Consider the following 16876-nt stretch of genomic DNA (forward strand, 5'->3'; position numbering starts at 1 on the left):
GCGAGGACCCGAAGTCAGCTATCCGGTCATGGTTCCCTCTGCCGAATAAAACGGGAAAAGCACCTCCCGTCTGCTAATTTCATGCAGAGAGAAGTGCGGTTATACTTAGGTGGTCGTGTACTCATGACCTAAAATCAAGAACACGCTTGATGTCCATGTAAAAGCGCGATCGCGCAAGCCTTGTCCCGTCATCGCGTCGAAGTTCTCGGCCATGCCGCTGCGATCGAGCATGCTGCAGAACCGGCGCGCAACTTCTTGGGCCAGCTCACGATCGCCTGCTGCGGCTGCTCCTTCAACGAGCAGCATCGTGGATGGCGCCCAAATCGGTCCTCGCCAATAGCCATCCGGATTATAGAAGGGACTACTCACACTCTCCGTGGCCCAGCCATTGTCCGTTAAGAAGCGGCCTTCCTCTCTTAGCCCCTCCAGCAACGCTGTGCGGATCGGCTCAGGCAGACGCTTGCCCAGCAGGATGGGAACGAACAGCAAGAGGCTATCCCCTTCGGACAGCTCGTGCGTGCCGGAGCGGCAAGCCACGAAGCGGCCATCCTTCCAGAAATGTCGGATCATTTTATCCAGTGTACCCTCCGCAAGCCTCCGCCATTCGGCCGCTTCCAGCGTATGTCCGAGCAGTCCCGCAATCTCAGCAAGAAGTTCAGCCTGAAGAATGAGAAAGGCTGCTAAGTCCGGACTTTCCACCGGAATGCCATTGTTGAAGGCTGTGCTGTTATCCCAGCCAGAGTCGTTGCCGTGATTGTATTGCGGAATGCCATCTCCATCTCCGTCACGATATCGGAACCACCATTTCGTCCATTTGGCGAGCGGTTCATACACTTCCCGAAGCTGCGCTTCCTTGATATAGTCGGTTCTAGCCATCATCCAAGCTAGCGTCCATCCGTGGATCGGCGGCTTGTTGCAGTTCCAAAGCTCATACTTATCATTGATGAAATCCGGAATCAAACCGCTCTCATCCTGCCGATCGAAGAAAATCATGAATTGATCCCAAGCCAGCTTCGGATCATGCCGAACCAGTGCCATCGCATTGAAGCAGTGGTCCCAGCTCCAAATATTCGTCATCCAGTTTTTGGACATGTACATGGCTGGACGAGTCAAGCACCCCTCTGCCGGTACAAGGCAGGACCAAGTGATATAAGCCGCAAGTTCCCTGCTTTCCTGCCAGCATTCCGGCAGAGACAAGCTGCGGCCCAGCCATAGACTAAACTCTTCCTTCACCTGCTTGACAGCCTCATCGAAAGAGTCCCATTCGGCACGCGGCTCCCACACGGTGCGGAACTCCTCAACAGCAAACTCGGATATGCCTGACTTGCGGTCTGGCATGAAGTCAGCGATGACGTAGGAGCTTTTGATTTTGTCCCATGGAACCTCCATCTTCAAGTCGCCAGCCAGCGTTGTCAGCATGAACCTGCATGCATGGGTGAAGCTGTTCACTTCCCAGCTGTTGGTCGCTGCTTGATAGGCATAATCATAGGCAGCCGTGCGAAAAGTTAGGCGGATTCCGCAGCCTTGGGTGCGAATCCGAAAGGTTCGATGATCGGAGATGCAGATCTCAGCCGTTAAGCCAGCCGTCGATCGCAGCTTGATCAGCTCAGGGCTAGCTTCAGTCTGGAATGGCACGACTTGGCCGCTTTCATCCAGCATATCCATATGGAACGCCTCGCCGAATTTATCATCGCCGCCGCGCACTGTGCGCAGATACAGGCCTTGTTGTCGGTCTTGGGCTTCAGGCAGAAGCGAAATCGCTAGAAACGATTCTCTTCGGCTGAAAGGTACAACGTTCAAGTCAAAGTTCATAAGTAGTCTCCTTTGCGAAAACAGTATGCGCTTTCATTGTATCGAAAGGAGTGGTGCGGAAGAACCGACAGTTGTTTGTCATGGGCAGGCAATTTGTTGTGTGCTGAGCGTTCTCCGAGGTTCCGGGGTCATTTTGTTCGATGATTTTCGTTATATTGTTCGAATTCGTGGTACATGAGCAAAATCTAATAACAAAAAAAGCCAAACACTGTGAATTCACAGGTTCAGCTTCTAGTTTACAATCCGAAAATCGCATCAATGACGGGCTTCGTCGTTCCGCCTGGGTACATGATATACAATAATACGTAAACCAATACACCCGTTGGAGCTGTAAGCAGCCATACAATAGCGGCAACTCGTCCAATTTTCTTATGTTTAAGAAATTTGTTTTTATAAGCAAACCAAAGGGTGACGAGGCCAAGTACGCCTCCAATGGTTGCCAATGTAATATGGAAAAATAAAAACAGGTGATAAGGCAGCTTCAAACTCTCAGGTCCGCCAAAAGCTGTGTTTCCTTCGAACAAGGTTCTAGACATATAAATAATAAAGAACGCTAGTGCGAATATCGCACCAAAAACCATCAGTTTTTGATGTGTTTCGCGGTGCCCTTTTACAATATGATACCAGCCGAAGCCGACAAATATGGCACTAATGACGATAAACATCGTAGAAATCGTGGGTAAAATGTGCATCTCTTAAATCCTTTCTCTAAGCGCGATTCCAATTCCCGCCTTGATTATTCAAGCTTTCTTGGTTCTCCAGTGCTTCCAATTCATCATCTTCCTTACGCTCTCTACGGTACCACCGAAAGAAAATGTAAGCAAGCGTTGCGCCGTAAACGATTTCTTGGATGATCTTCATAATAACACCGCCCAATTGCTGGTCATCAAGCGGCGACAGGTGAGCAAAAGGGACCGTTACATTCGAATACATATCGTAGATAACGGAATCTGCAAAAATAATAAGTGCACATGCCGGTGTCAGGAGAACGCCATTTCCGAAAATATAAGCCATTTTCTTCAGATCGTTCAAACGGTTTAACTCCGGAATTGGACAAAAAACTGGAAACCACATCATGAATGCTGTGAACAGAAGCAGCGTATGATAACCCAATAATGCTAAGTCATTCTTCATTAAGTTATCCATAACAAGCGGCATATGATAGATCGAAAATAGCATATTGAACAAGAACAACGCAATCAGCGGGCGGGAGAAGAAAGAAAATAAACCGCGGAATACCACATTCCTCATGAATGGTCTGAGCAACCACTCCGGAGTCCCCAACCAGATACAGATCGGAACAATGAGATACAGAATCGTTTGCTGCAGCATATGCATGCTGAATAAGTAATGATGTCCTATGTAATTAATCGGACTTCCTTGGCCCACATAGAAGAGAAAAAGCCCCGTATAAAAAGATAGCTGCTGTACGACCGTAACGGACCCGACCTCTGTAGAATTCCCATTCCCCTTGACGACAAAGCGACGATAAACATATCCGACAACAACGAGCACCAACAGTAAAACAGGATTCCACAACTCGAAAAATCCGCCAATTTGGTTCATACCTGTACGCAATCTCCTTTCAACGATAGGTCTAAATGTGTTATGTCTATTTCTCTATTGCGGTAAAAAAAGAGGAGGCACTTTGTCTAGACAAAGTTGCCTCTTCCTGATTGCTTACCACCAAACCCAATATACGGCCATAATAACACAGGTGAGCGCTACGAAAGCTCCTCCCGCGATGAAAATTAGCGGGAATAAGTGTCCTCTTTCTTTGGCATGCATCCAGAATAACAACTGGATCACAGCTTGCACAATAGCCAGAGTAACGATGAAGATTAGGATAAACGAACGATCCAAATCTCCGTATAACACGACAGCAAATGCAAGCATCGTGAGCAAGATCGAAATAATGTAAGACAAGTAGTGGTTCAAAGTTGATTCATGCTTAACGCGTTTAGGTGCGGATATATCATGAGAGTTGCTGCTCATCTTAGTGACCCACCTTCCCCATCAGATAAACGACTGTGAAGATAAATACCCAAACTAAGTCAATAAAGTGCCAATACAATCCTGCAACATAAAACTTCGGTGCTGTAACGACGGTCAGACCCTTTTTAAATCCTTGAATGATTAACAAGGTAATCCAGCAAACACCGAATGCAACGTGCGCTCCATGGAAGCCAACTAACGTGTAGAAGGAAGTGGAGAACGCGCTTGTTGTGAATTTGTGACCTTCGTGCACATATTCAACGAACTCATAAATCTCAAGACCCAAGAACGTAAGACCAAACAATACAGTAACAATTAACCAACCTAATAATTGGCCAAGCTTCTGTCTGTGCATCGCAATGATTGCGAAAACACTTGTTAAACTACTTGTTAAGAGAATGAAAGTGGACCAGCCCACTGTTTTGAGTTTGAATATTTCTTGAGCTGTAGGACCATCCGGAACAGAGTTCCGAAGCGCAATGTACGTTGCGAATAAACAACCGAACAAAACAACCTCGGCACCCAAGAACAACCAAAAGCCAAGAACCTTATTTTTCCCTTCGAGGGTAGCCGTTTCCGGATTAGCAGGCAGTGCGCCCGTATGATGAGTACTCATGCCTTTACCCCCTTGTCATCTTCAAGCTCTTCCGGTTCAATATGCCAACCATGGTCGTCATAAACGGAACGCAAGAACATCGCAATAAATGTAACTAAGATACCCGCGGCTGCTACATAGTAGTTTTTGTACATGAAACCAAAACCAGCAATGAATAAGCCAACGGACATTACGAGCGGTAAAATCGATGAGGATGGCATGTGAATCGAACCTACTGGTTCTGCCGGCGTCATCTCTTTGTTGCCCGCCATTTTTTCTTTCCAAAGTGCATCTAATCCGCGAACAAGCGGCGTTTGTTTGAAGTTGTATTCTGGTGCAGGTGAAGGAATCGCCCACTCCAATGTACGGCCATCCCATGGATCTGCAAGAGCCCTTTTTGGTTTTCTTTGTGTTGCAATAATGTTGATCAGGAATACCAATGTACCGATACCCATCAAGAATGCACCTACAGTGGAAACTAAGTTACCTACTTCAAGATCGTGTCCAGGCTGGTACGTAAAGACACGACGCGGCATTCCCATAAGTCCCAAGAAATGCTGAGGGAAGAATGTTAAATGGAAACCAATGAAGAACAACCAGAAATGTAATTTACCCATGCCTTCATTCAGCATACGACCGAACATTTTTGGCCACCAGTAGTAAAGACCTGAAAACAAACCAAGTACTAGACCACCAACGATAACATAGTGAAAGTGAGCAACTACGAAATACGTGTCATGGTATTGGAAGTCAGCTGCAGGAATCGCAAGCATAACCCCTGTTGTTCCCCCCATTACGAAGGTAGGAATAAACGCTGTTGCGAAAATATTCGCAGTCGTGAAACGGATTTGTCCGCCCCACAGCGTGAACAGCCAGTTAAAGATTTTCACACCAGTCGGTACAGCAATCGCCATTGTTGCAATCGCGAAGATCGAGTTAGCTACTGGACCCAGACCTGATGTAAACATGTGATGGACCCAAACCATGAAGCCTAGGAAACCAATCAATACAGTCGCGAATACCATGGAGCTGTATCCGAAAAGACGTTTTTTGGAGAACGTTGATACGATCTCAGAAATGATACCGAAGGCTGGAAGAATCAAAATGTAAACTTCGGGGTGCCCGAAAATCCAGAATAAATGTTCCCAAAGTACGTTGTTACCGCCTCTAGCTGCATCGAAGAAAGCACCGCCAAAGATACGGTCAAACATAAGTTCAACAAGGGCAACCGTAATCGCAGGGAACGCAAGTACGATCAAACCAGAAGTGATGAAAGCTGTCCATGTGAACATCGGCATACGCATATACGTAAGACCTGGTGCACGCATGTTGATAATGGTAACAAGGAAGTTAATCCCCCCGATTAGGGTACCAATACCGGCAATTTGCAAACCAAGAACGTAGAAATCGGTTCCTTGCAAGTTATTCTCAATCGTCTGACCCCATCCGGCGTCGGTAATCGAGGATAATGGTGCATATCCCGTCCACCCGCCATCTGGCGCGCCGCCCAAGAACCAGCTTGTGTTCATAAGCACGCCGCCCGCGAAGAACAGCCAGAACCCAAGTGAGTTAACGAATGGGAACGCAACGTCCCTTGCACCAATTTGCAGAGGTACGATGGCATTCATGAAAGCGAAGATGATCGGCATAGCCGCAAAGAAAATCATCGTTGTTCCGTGCATCGTTGTTAATTGGTTAAATGAATCTCCGATGAAAATATGTTGATCCGGGAAAGCAAGCTGTATCCGGATCAGGATGGCTTCAAGTCCCCCTACGAGGAAGAATAAACCGCCCGCGAGTAAGTACAGGATCCCGATTTTCTTATGATCGACTGTTGTGAGCCAATCCATCAGACCGGTGTGTTTTTTTACTGGATGTGCGTGAGCCAACGTATTAACCTCCTTTACCTGAGAAGTTTATTTCAAAGTCTGTAAGTACGAAACAATATCTTTAATTTGAGCGTCGTCAAGCTTTCCGCCAGCTTCTTTACCAAAAGCCGGCATTTTGTTGCCCGGTTTTTGTTCTTGCGGATTATGTATCCACAACGCCATGTTCTCAGGAGTGTGTTCCAGAATACCAGCAAGCGTATCGCGATCAGCGAAACCTTTGAGGTTCGGAGCAACACCAGGACCGTTCGCATTAACTGCGTGACAAGACATACAATTTTCTTTGAAAAGCTCTTCACCTTTTTGTGCAGTTGCCGGCACAGTGACAGGCGCTTTCATTTTAGCTACCCATGCATCGAAATCAGCTTCGGATTTGGAGGCAACGGTGAAATTCATCAAGGCATGTGAAGCTCCGCAAAGCTCTGTACATCTACCTTGGAAGGTTGCGATTTCATCAGCTTGCAAATACAGGGTGTTCGTGATGCCTGGATTCGTATCGATTTTACCACCTAAGGACGGTACCCAGAATGCATGGGATACGTCAGCGGAAACCAGCTCAAAGGCAATGATTTTATCCTTCGGCACAACAAGCTCTTGAGCGGTAGCAATACCAAGATCCGGATATTCAAACTGCCACCAGAATTGATGTGCAGTAACTTTAACATGCACAGCAGCTTTATCCTTCGTGTAATTGGTTGAATGCTTGAATGTGTAAGATACCGTTGGTACCGCAAGCACTAACAGTAGGAGAATCGGGACAACAGTCCAGATAATCTCGAGCACATGGCTGCCTTCAACTTGCTTAGGTATGCTCTCATCGCCTTTGCGTTTGCGGAAGCGAATTAAAACATACACATAAATTGCAAATACGACAATTACGACAAAAACCATGATAAAGAGACTTAATTTCATTAGGTACAGCTGCTCGGAAGCAACGGGCCCTTTTGGCTGTAAAGCAGACAAGGTTGGGTCTCCACACCCGGTTAGCAAGAACGTCATTACCGCTATTAGGGGTAGCAGACGCCACAACTTTTTCAATCGACTCATTGTATCAACCCCACTTTTAAAACATTATTTTTACCACGAAGGCCATGCCCATGTCAATTCACTTTATTAACTATAAATTCGTGAAAAGTTTTTGTCAATCGCTGGAGGGAAGTTCACAAATTGTTCTTAAACCGCTTTGTAACGATATATTTTCCCTTCATGGTTATTTCCATACCCCCATCTCTTTATGCATGAAAGCCTATATTTGAGATGACGAATAAAAGAACAGAAACATCCCATCCTATAGACATTACACTCAATATGGGAGGTCATCTCAGATGCTTAGGAAGTTAGGTTTTCCGATTTGTGGAATGATATTCCTCATGCTCGCATTAAACGGCTGTTCAGAGAAAGGAAGAGAGTTTGGGAGAAGTCCCGATCATACCAATTTCGGTGCTCCTGTCGAAAAAACAGAGGAAACCGAAAGAGCTTATCAAACACAGCAGTTGTCTGGCCCTGTCACGCACAATAACACCAAGCTGGAGTACAGTCAGTTTCTTTCTAATCAGCTGAACGCGATGAATGGTGTCAATACAGCTATTGTCATGACAACGGATAAAAATGCTTATGTGGCTTTAATGATTGACAGCAGCGCTACCGGCACCAAGGGAACGACCAAGGAAACGAATAATCAAGGAACGCAAAAAGGCTTTTATAACGACACTCAGCCCTTTAACGATTACTTGCCTTCCACTGACCTAAATAACGGCTATAACAATTATGAAACAGCGGTCCATCATGATATGCTCTCTCACCGGTTCAAGCAAGCTATGGCGGAGAAGATTCGACTTTTGCAGCCGAATATCATGGATGTCTATATTTCAGCTAACCGCGATTTCCTTAATCAAATGAATAGCTATGCCCAAGAAAGCTGGAAAGGGAATTCGCTTATGCCTTTATTGACCCCGTTCAATCAAACTGTAGCCCGCGTATTTGGTACGGCTCAAGTCCTGCCTGATAGATAGAAAAGTGGTTCCTCTAAGCGAATTGCTTCTATATAAAGTAGATATTTACTGCTTGTGGGTCGGCTCCTGTTTTCATTTGTCTAGCATTCCTGTACAATGAGGGAATCGTCTACAACAAGGAGAGACTTTGGTCCAAGACCGAAGATCCCTATAAATAGTAGGAAAAAAGGGAGCTGGCCAATTACCCATGTCAAATGGATTTGCCTCATTAGGAATCAGAGATCGTCTAGTTCAAGTTTTACAAGCCCAAGGAGTCGTCGAACCGACCCCCATTCAAAAGGAAGCTATTCCTGTTCTATTAAAAGGTACAGATGTTATCGCGCAGGCACAAACAGGTACAGGGAAAACCCTTGCTTTTGTCCTTCCTATATTAGAAACGATTGATGTAGAGAGCTCTGATGTACAAGCTTTAATTCTTACGCCTACGCGCGAGCTGGCTATTCAAATCAGCAATGAGCTGAAAAACCTTGTCCCAGTAACAGGAGCAAAGGTTTTAGCGGCTTATGGCGGTCAGGATGTAGAAAAACAGCTTAGAAAGCTTCAAGGAAACATACATATAGTAGTAGGAACTCCGGGAAGACTGCTCGATCACCTTCGCCGCGGTTCCATCAACTTCTATAAATTGAAAGTGCTCGTTTTGGATGAAGCTGATCAAATGCTGCACATGGGCTTCCTGCATGAAGTGAAGGATATTATCGCTCAGTGCTCGCCTTATCGCCAAACGATGCTGTTCTCGGCGACGATGCCGGAGCAGGTCATGAACTTATCCAAGGCTTACATGAAGGAAGCTAAGGAAATTAAAATTCAAAGCAAACAAGTCACCTTAACGGAGATCGAACAAATGGTTGTTCCGACAACCGATCGTCAGAAGCAAGATGCCTTGATTGCTGCTATTAAACAACATAAGCCTTATTTAGCTATGATATTTTGCCGTACCAAAGCTAGAGCTATCGCTTTGAATGAAGTATTGCAAGAAATCGGCCTGATGTCCGACGAACTGCATGGTGATTTATCTCAAGCGAAACGCGAGCAGGTCATGAAGCGATTCCGTGATGGCCGCATTGAGCTACTGGTCGCCACCGATATTGCAGCTCGCGGCTTAGACGTAGAAGGTGTGACACACATCTTCAACTATGATGTGCCGCAAGATGCCGAAAGCTATATCCACCGTATTGGCCGTACAGGTCGTGCTGGAGAAACAGGCGTAGCGATTACTTTCGCAACTCCGCGGGATATGGATACGATTGAATTGATCGAAAAAGGCATCAAGATGTCCTTGCGCGGCGGTGAACTAGGGCAAAGACGCGTTCGCTCCAGCTCTGAGGACAACTTCGAAAGCGAAGGCAGAGGTTCCGCACGCAGAGGCGGCGGCAATGCTCTTTCGCGTGGCGGACGCAATGAACGAGGCGGCGCTCCAGCAGAACAACGCGGTGGACGCGGAAGATCTGGCGGACGCAGCGAAGCAAGCCGCGGCGACAGAGCCAACGTTCAGTACGGAGCCAGAAGCGCATCGTCCAGAGGCGATAAATTCGGTTCACGCAGTGAAACTGGCGGAGCTGCACGTTCCGGTGCACGTCCGGCCAAAGTGAATTCGGAGCGTAATCCGAATACATGGGGACGTGCTGTCAGCAAAGAGCCGGCAGCAGCGCAGGCTGGACCTGGACGCGGTGATAACATGAATGCTGCCAAAGCACGTGTCACCAAGTCCTGGGGCAGCGATGCCGAGCGCGCTCCGCGTGCGGCAGGTCGCGGCGAAGCTGAGCGCGGTGGAGTACGCCGCTCCGCGCCACATGGCGATAAGTCTTACTCGCCATACAACAAGTACGCCGGCACGGGCCGTGACGACGCGGCAAGCGCGTCGCGCACGATTCGCGGCGGCAAAGGCCGTGGCGACAGCGCCCCCCGCGGGGATGGCGCGGAGCGTGGAGCACGCGGCGCAGCGCCGCGTGGCGATAGCTTTGGCACTCGTGGCGGAGCACCGCGTGGCGATAGCTTTGGCGCTCGCGGCGGAGCACCGCGTGGCGGGCAAAGCGCTGGCCAAGCACGCGGACGCGGCGACAGCACAGGCACGCGCAGCGGAGCTCCGCGTGGCGACAGATCCGGCTCCCCGCGCGGCGGCGGCAGCGGGCGTGGCGGAAAACGCTAATCCGCAAATATTGCGATTAAGAAGTAATTAGAGGAACTAAGGTACGCTAATTATGCTTATTTAGCAGATTACCTGCGACGAAGGGAACTGTGATACGTTATTTTCAAGATTTCCGCCTTGCGGAGACCTGTTTTCAAGAAATAAGTCCCTCCAGTTCCGCTTCATCCCTGAAATAAGCTATTTTCGGCATAATAGAGGATCATAGTTCCCTGACGATTTAAATTAGCGCTTTCACAGCAAGTCTTTACCGAATAAGCCGAAACATGTAAAATATAAGTAGGGTTCACACGATCTTTTTATCGCCAATAAGAAAGCAGCTCACGTGAAACCCACTTTCTCCTTTCTTATGTGGTCAAAAATCGTTTCAAACCGTTGCACGCACGTAGGATTTACCCCCCACTCTTCATAAATAAAGGAGGTATGTTCCATGTACGCATTGAAGGACAAGGAAATGATTTTTGTATTCACAGGTCCTCACGGTGCTGGTCGTAAGACGGTTGCAGAAATGTCAGGATCTACGCTCGGCATGAAGCAAGTCATCTCTTACACAACCCGGCCACCGAAAGCTACCGAAGAAGATGGTCAAGACTACCACTTCATCTCGCCTGCTGAATTCGTTCAGGCGCAAGCAAATGATGAATTTATCGAGGTTAGCACGGTAAATGATCATTTGTACGGCATCAAAAGTGCAGATATCGAAAGCATGTTCGAGCTCAGCGGAAGCATCTATCTGATCTTGAACCGATTCGGCGCTGAAACCCTCAGAAAGCTGTATGGAGATCGCGTTGTTCTTATTTTCATCTATGCGGATCGCGATAAGCTTGAACAGCGGATGCGAGAAAGCGGAGACCCTGAAGACATTATCGCCAAGTATCTCTCTTATTACGAAGATGAGCTTAGCTTCCGTGATGAGTGCGACCATGTTTTCGAGAATGTCGATTTGGCCCACACTGTTTTTGATTTGACCAAAACGTTAGATTTGTATTTGAATCGCAACTTGGTTGATTTAGATTAACCGGCATAACTGCCTATATCAGGCCTGGACGGAGCAACTTCGTTCGGGTCTTTTCACGTAATCAGAAACGTTTCTCGAAGGAGTGTTCCCGTTGAAAATTATCTCTATCGAACCTACGCCAAGCCCGAATTCGATGAAGCTGAATATGGATGAATCGCTTCCGGCCGGAATTCGGAAAACCTATACGAAAACGAATCATGCCGATGCCCCCGATAGCATCCGGCAGCTGCTCGAGGTCCAGGGTGTTATCAGCGTGTTCCACGCAGCGGATTTCATCGCAGCTGACCGCACGTCCAAAGGGGACTGGCAGTTCATTCTAGCCAGAGCCCGTGAGATCTTCGGCGAAGCCCAGCCTTCTGCTGACGGCGGGCAAACGCCGGTGCAGCCACAGGCTGAGGCTGCGTTCGGAGAAGCACAAGTCCTCGTGCAAATGTTCCGTGGCATTCCGCTCCAGGTGAGGGTGCGCGCTGGCGCCGAAGAAGTGCGCGTGGCGATGCCGGAGCGCTTCACGCAAGCCGCAGTCCGCGCAGGTACGGCATCGCCGAACCTGATCAAGGAGCGGAAGCTCGAGGAGCTCGGCGTACGCTACGGCGAGCTGAAGGACATCGCGGGCGAAGTCGTCCAGGAGCTGGACGCTTCTTACGACGACGCCCGCGTCGAAAGCTTGGTCTCCTTGGCGATGCAGGAGACCCCGGATGCCTCTGCGGAGGAAACCGCAGAGGCCGTAGACGCAGGCGCAGCCGCCGCGCAGCTGCGCCACAGCGATTGGAAGCTGCGCTACGCCGCGCTTCAGAAGATTCAGCCGTCGCTGGAGACGCTTCCTCTCCTCGTCCATGCGCTGCAGGACGAGAACACGTCGATCCGCCGACTGGCGACTGTCTACCTCGGGGATATCAAGGAACCCGAGGTGCTGCCCTTCCTGTATCGCGCCTTAGAGGACGCTACGCCTTCCGTGCGCCGGACTGCCGGGGATACCCTGTCCGATATCGGCGACCCTGCCGCCATGCCGGCAATGGCCAAAGCGCTGAAAGACCGCAACAAATTAGTTCGCTGGCGGGCGGCACGCTTTTTGTACGAAGTCGGTGACAACAGCGTGCTGAATGATCTTCATGCCGCCATCGATGATCCTGAGTTTGAAGTCCGCATGCAGGTGAAAATTGCGCTGGAGCGCATCGAAGGCGGCCATGCGGCGGAAGGCTCCGTCTGGCAGCAAATGACGCGCAGAAATGATTAGCATAGGGATCAAGAAAAGCACGAATGGGCTCCTGATTGTTCAGGGCTGCATTCGTGCTTTTTCATGATTCATGCGTTTAGCGGTCATAATGCTCAAAATACAAAATACGCTCCATAATCGTAGGATGCGAGCCGCGAAACCATTGAACGAGCTTCGGCTGGGTAACTGGGCTTAAATTGACCTTAGCAATTTGCTGAAAAGCGCGAATCGCCGCGCGGCCATCTCCCGTCATTTTCATAGAATACACATCAGCTCTATGCTCGATCACCCTTGAGAAGGCATTCTGGGCAGGCGCCGAAGCGAAGCTCATGACGATTGCAATGAGCAGCAGAACAGGAAGCGCCGCTAAATCGTGTTCTCCTCGAATCCCCCAGCGAGCCCCCCACCGCCGTAGAAACCAACGATACGCATGGAAGGCCAGCCAAAAGCCAATAAAACTAAGTGCGATGCCATAGGCAATGCCCAGATAGATGTGCCGTTCTACATAATGACCCATTTCGTGAGCCATAACCGTTAATATCTCATCCGGCTGCAGCTTATTCAGTATCGTATCCCATAGAACTATGCGAGCGTTGCCTCCGATCCCGTTCACATAAGCATTAATCGCCGAAGTCCTCTCCGACATATTCACTTGGTAAACTTGATCAGCCGGGATATGCGATTGGGCGGCAAGCTGGAGAATCTGCTCCTTCAGCACTTGATCCTGCAGCGGTTGAAAATCATTATACAAGGGATCGAGCACCACAGGCTGAATGAACGTCAGGAATAAAATAAGCGGGATCGAAATAAGCCAGAACCACAGCCACCAACGATTGGGGCTCCGTTTCAGCACCCATTTGAAAATAATGACCGTCACAATCGTTCCCAGAAGATTAAGGACAAAATCTTTCCCTTTATCGCTCCAAAAGGTGAATAAAGTCTCCGTCGATATGCCGTATGACTGATCCATTTTATACAGGAAATAATCCACCGGCAGGAAGAGCACGTCCATAAGCAGCGTAAACAACAGCACAAAAACAACGATTTGGAGAAAAGAAGCTTTAAACAGCTTCTCCGCTGCCACGCGAAATTTAACGCCGACGCCGAGAAGTACGAGCAGCAGCCCCATTTGCAGCGGTGAGCTTAGAAAGTAAGCCAATGAACGAATACGCGATAAGGATTCCGCATTTCCGATTTCTTGGGCCGTCATGAACGTATGCGGATCTGCCTTGGAACCAACAAGCGCAAGCGGTATGTGGAATAGATCCCCTTTTAGAAAATAAACAATCAAGGCCAAAGCATACACACCAAAAACAGCGATAAGTACCGCATACAGACGCTTCATTCCCTGCCTCCATCACCCAAAGTCGATAAATTGAACAGTAGCCAGTCCGGTGTAAAATCTCGGGATAACAACCCTACTTGCGTGAAATAGCTTTTTGGGAGCACCAGTTTATTCTTCATCCCCAAGATATCGGACATACCAAATAAAAGCGAGACATTGCGTATAAGCAGCATACGTGGGTAATCATGGGAATAGTCTTTGAACTTATGCTCCTTCGTCGAATTCGGTCATTAATGACCTTAATAAAGTTTCCAGCAATTCGGAACAGGCCTTGTCAGCTCAGACAGCGACATCATTCTTCTTGCCTCTTCGTATCCACAGCGGGAAGCTCCATCGCCTTCTTCTCATCTTCACGTTTATTCATAAGCTTCCCTCATATTCGTAATCGGGTCTTTTTTACCATTTTACCCTAATCTATAAGCTTATGCGTCACAGGGTTATGCTCCTACCAATTTTTGATTCATAAATTTAATAATATGATGCGCTTCAAGCGGTCTGCTCAAGAAATACCCTTGAATCTCATCACAGCCCATTTTGGCTAACAGCTCCCATTGTTCAAAATCTTCTACCCTTTTGGCAATAACACGCTTCCCTAAACTATGCGATAAAGTGATCCAAGTATGTATCGCAGTTTGGTTCTTCTCGCTGCTCAGCATCTCTTTGATGAAGGTTGGTTCCATCTTCACGGCATCGAAGGGCAGTTCATGCAATAGCGAAGTGGACGCTTGACCCGTTCCGAAATCATCAATCGACAATTTCACCCCTAGGCTTTGAATCTGCTTAAAAAGCTGGTGCGCTTTACTTTTATCGTATAAAGCTGTTTGCTCTTTTATTTCTAAACAAAGCTGGGCTGGATTTACTCCCGTTTGTTGCAAGGTTTCCTTCAGTCTTGTGAGAAAATTAGGCTCCAAGAACTGCTTTTTCGATAAATTCATGGATACGAGCATCGTTGACAGACCCTCTTGCTCCCAGCGCCGCAGTTGTTCACATACTGTTTGCAATACCCAATATCCAATACCGATAATACTGTCATCATCCTCAGCGGCAACCATAAATGCATCCGGCGGGAAGAAGCCAATGCCTGGTCTTATCCAGCGAATCAACGCTTCTACACCGATAATATGGCCTGTTTCCATTTCGATCAAAGGCTGGTAGTGCAGCACGAACTCGTCTTCTTCGATTCCTTTTTGGATGCCAAGATGATGCAAATACTGATGCTGCTCCGCTCGTTGAAGAGCAGGCTCATAGATGATGAAGCCTCCCGGACCCCTTTTTCTTGCTTCATAGATAGCCATCTCAGCATAATGAATCAGCTCATCGCTGTGCGTCCCATGGTCTGGTGACAGGCATAATCCCATACTTATCGTGACAGGCATACCCTTCCCTTCAAAAGCAAACCAATGATTGCAAGCAAGCAGGATGTCCACAGCGATATTTTCAATTTCACTCTGATTACTCACTTCCGGCACAATCAAAGCAAAATTATCATCTCCAAAGCGGGCAATCCTGTTGCTTGCCGGGATCGTCCTTCTTAGCAGCTCCGCCATATGCCTCAGAAGCGAATCTCCCGCTCCTGAGCCTAGCGCGACCTCAATTTGTTTGAATTGATCGATATTCAGTAGGATCACTGCCAAAGTTCGAGAGCTGAGATGAGCCAAACGCTCCTCCAAATCAGCTTGGAAAGATGCACGATTAGCGAGTCCCGTCAAACTATCATGCTGGACGAGGTAACGGGCTTTCTGCTCAGCCGCCACGCCTTGCCGCACTTCCCTCCATACCATATAATGAAGCAAATCTTCCCGGGATTTCAAATACTGGCTCTCAGCAATGACATGCTTTACTTCTCCTGTCAACGTAATAATCGAACGCTCACCCGTCATCGTATGGCTGAAAAAACACTCATCTGCCAGCTCATCCTCAACCAGAAATTTGCCAATATGACAAAACATCAAATCATTTGTCTGGCATTCCAGCAGCTTAGCCGCTTGCGGATTGAAATCAATAATCATCCCATCTTGATTAACAATAATAATAGACACCGGGGAAACCTCATACAGCGTATGATAGGTCCGATCGATCGAAGGCAGAAAATCGTACTTCACCATTGCATAGCGCAAGAAAAATCCAAAGCAAAGCATGGAAAGCATCGAAAGGTCCGGAAAATTGATTCGACCACCCCACACGTGCGAGAAATCTGTTAGCGAAAAAAATACACCCCATATATACGTCGTTATATATCCCATAAACATAATGCGGATTTGCTTGCGTTTCAAATGTAAATCATACCGTTTCACATGTTGAATACCAGCCACCAAAAGAACTAGGCAAATCATCAAGGCATATACACTGGTTCCCAGAGTAAGAGCTTGCAGACCATTGCTCCATTTGTCTATCTTCCAAGGCCCCACATGTATCAGCTGAACCGAAATCCAGGAAAAGGGCATTAAAAGCATCACACTTGGTACTAAAGGCCCATAACACAATAAAAAGATAGAAAATTTCGACATTTTTCGAAATCTCCCTGTTAATCGCAGACAAAAATGAAGCATCAAAGACATTAAAATAAAAGAGGGAAAATACATAATCCAAAGCACAATTAGCCTTGAATAAGATGCTGGTGCAAAGCTGAGTATAAAGTTCCCCATATAAGGAATGACCGTTACAAAAAAACAGACGGCCGCTATTTGGTTGAGTGAGCTGTACCGATTCCGCCTGAACACTTCCAGGGCCATGCTTATCAAGGCTGCGATCGGTATGACATACAGCCATAACGAAATAAACGAAGTTAACATAGAGCCGCTCCTCATCCTGAGTACCTCTTAATAAACAAAAAGAAACCTTGCTTCAAGGTTTCCTT

General features: G+C 47.7%; 13 protein-coding genes. 4 read left to right on the forward strand and 9 right to left on the reverse strand.

The genetic code is table 11. The features are described from left to right. Positions 1-105: 105 nt before the first annotated feature. From HQN90_RS27770 to coxB, 7 genes are all read right to left on the reverse strand, one after another. Positions 106-1812, reverse strand: coding sequence for an amylo-alpha-1,6-glucosidase (locus HQN90_RS27770; RefSeq protein ID WP_173224894.1), 1707 nt, complete (start codon positions 1810-1812; stop codon positions 106-108). A 236-nt stretch (positions 1813-2048) separates the two neighbouring features. Continuing rightward, a complete protein-coding gene (locus HQN90_RS27775; RefSeq protein WP_173224897.1) occupies positions 2049-2504 on the reverse strand; it encodes a DUF420 domain-containing protein in 456 nt (151 codons plus the stop codon). A 16-nt stretch (positions 2505-2520) separates the two neighbouring features. Further along, positions 2521-3378 carry a cytochrome c oxidase assembly protein gene (locus tag HQN90_RS27780; protein WP_173224899.1) on the reverse strand — a complete coding sequence of 286 codons (858 nt, stop codon included), beginning with the start codon at positions 3376-3378 and terminating at the stop codon, positions 2521-2523. Between the two features lie 114 nt (positions 3379-3492). Then, on the reverse strand, positions 3493-3807 hold the full coding sequence (locus tag HQN90_RS27785) for a cytochrome C oxidase subunit IV family protein (RefSeq protein WP_173224902.1): 315 nt from the start codon (positions 3805-3807) through the stop codon (positions 3493-3495). Position 3808: 1 nt separating this feature from the next. After that, the gene (locus HQN90_RS27790) at positions 3809-4423 is read right to left on the reverse strand and encodes a cytochrome (ubi)quinol oxidase subunit III (protein WP_173224905.1); all 615 of its coding nucleotides are present in this window, start codon (positions 4421-4423) and stop codon (positions 3809-3811) included. Further along, a complete protein-coding gene (ctaD, locus tag HQN90_RS27795; protein ID WP_173225047.1) occupies positions 4420-6252 on the reverse strand; it encodes a cytochrome c oxidase subunit I in 1833 nt (610 codons plus the stop codon). Before ctaD ends, HQN90_RS27790 begins: the two co-directional genes overlap by 4 nt. Positions 6253-6318: 66 nt before the next feature. Continuing rightward, entirely contained in the window at positions 6319-7335 is a 1017-nt protein-coding gene (coxB, locus tag HQN90_RS27800) for a cytochrome c oxidase subunit II (RefSeq protein ID WP_173224908.1), read from the reverse strand. A 278-nt stretch (positions 7336-7613) separates the two neighbouring features. On the opposite strand from coxB, the gene HQN90_RS27805 reads away from it, so the two are divergent. The 4 genes from HQN90_RS27805 (at position 7614) to HQN90_RS27820 (ending at position 12695) form a co-directional block, all read left to right on the forward strand. Beyond that, on the forward strand, positions 7614-8300 hold the full coding sequence (locus HQN90_RS27805; RefSeq protein ID WP_173224911.1) for a YhcN/YlaJ family sporulation lipoprotein: 687 nt from the start codon (positions 7614-7616) through the stop codon (positions 8298-8300). 187 nt (positions 8301-8487) lie between these two features. Next, positions 8488-10446 (forward strand): DEAD/DEAH box helicase, encoded by a 1959-nt coding sequence (locus tag HQN90_RS27810; RefSeq protein ID WP_173224914.1) that lies wholly within the window; start codon positions 8488-8490, stop codon positions 10444-10446. 427 nt (positions 10447-10873) lie between these two features. Next, the gene (locus HQN90_RS27815; RefSeq protein WP_173224917.1) at positions 10874-11461 is read left to right on the forward strand and encodes a guanylate kinase; all 588 of its coding nucleotides are present in this window, start codon (positions 10874-10876) and stop codon (positions 11459-11461) included. A gap of 91 nt (positions 11462-11552) precedes the next feature. After that, positions 11553-12695, forward strand: coding sequence for a conserved virulence factor C family protein (locus HQN90_RS27820; protein ID WP_173224920.1), 1143 nt, complete (start codon positions 11553-11555; stop codon positions 12693-12695). Between the two features lie 76 nt (positions 12696-12771). Here the strand turns inward: HQN90_RS27820 and HQN90_RS27825 are convergent, their stop codons facing one another. Beyond that, entirely contained in the window at positions 12772-14019 is a 1248-nt protein-coding gene (locus tag HQN90_RS27825) for a M48 family metallopeptidase (protein ID WP_173224923.1), read from the reverse strand. A 437-nt stretch (positions 14020-14456) separates the two neighbouring features. Next, positions 14457-16526, reverse strand: coding sequence for a sensor domain-containing protein (locus HQN90_RS27830; RefSeq protein WP_173224926.1), 2070 nt, complete (start codon positions 16524-16526; stop codon positions 14457-14459). Between the last annotated feature and the right edge of the window lie 350 nt (positions 16527-16876).

The sequence above is a fragment of the Paenibacillus alba genome, assembly GCF_013204855.1.
Classification (GTDB): domain Bacteria; phylum Bacillota; class Bacilli; order Paenibacillales; family NBRC-103111; genus Paenibacillus_E; species Paenibacillus_E alba.

What these genes read in the sequence shown, in the direction of transcription:
- HQN90_RS27770 (WP_173224894.1), bottom strand. Translation starts at nt 1,812, where the DNA reads ATGAACTTTGACTTGAACGTTGTACCTTTCAGCCGAAGAGAATCGTTT.
- HQN90_RS27775 (WP_173224897.1), bottom strand. Translation starts at nt 2,504, where the DNA reads ATGCACATTTTACCCACGATTTCTACGATGTTTATCGTCATTAGTGCC.
- HQN90_RS27780 (WP_173224899.1), bottom strand. Translation starts at nt 3,378, where the DNA reads ATGAACCAAATTGGCGGATTTTTCGAGTTGTGGAATCCTGTTTTACTG.
- HQN90_RS27785 (WP_173224902.1), bottom strand. Translation starts at nt 3,807, where the DNA reads ATGAGCAGCAACTCTCATGATATATCCGCACCTAAACGCGTTAAGCAT.
- HQN90_RS27790 (WP_173224905.1), bottom strand. Translation starts at nt 4,423, where the DNA reads ATGAGTACTCATCATACGGGCGCACTGCCTGCTAATCCGGAAACGGCT.
- ctaD (WP_173225047.1), bottom strand. Translation starts at nt 6,252, where the DNA reads ATGGATTGGCTCACAACAGTCGATCATAAGAAAATCGGGATCCTGTAC.
- coxB (WP_173224908.1), bottom strand. Translation starts at nt 7,335, where the DNA reads ATGAGTCGATTGAAAAAGTTGTGGCGTCTGCTACCCCTAATAGCGGTA.
- HQN90_RS27805 (WP_173224911.1), top strand. Translation starts at nt 7,614, where the DNA reads ATGCTTAGGAAGTTAGGTTTTCCGATTTGTGGAATGATATTCCTCATG.
- HQN90_RS27810 (WP_173224914.1), top strand. Translation starts at nt 8,488, where the DNA reads ATGTCAAATGGATTTGCCTCATTAGGAATCAGAGATCGTCTAGTTCAA.
- HQN90_RS27815 (WP_173224917.1), top strand. Translation starts at nt 10,874, where the DNA reads ATGTACGCATTGAAGGACAAGGAAATGATTTTTGTATTCACAGGTCCT.
- HQN90_RS27825 (WP_173224923.1), bottom strand. Translation starts at nt 14,019, where the DNA reads ATGAAGCGTCTGTATGCGGTACTTATCGCTGTTTTTGGTGTGTATGCT.
- HQN90_RS27830 (WP_173224926.1), bottom strand. Translation starts at nt 16,526, where the DNA reads ATGTCGAAATTTTCTATCTTTTTATTGTGTTATGGGCCTTTAGTACCA.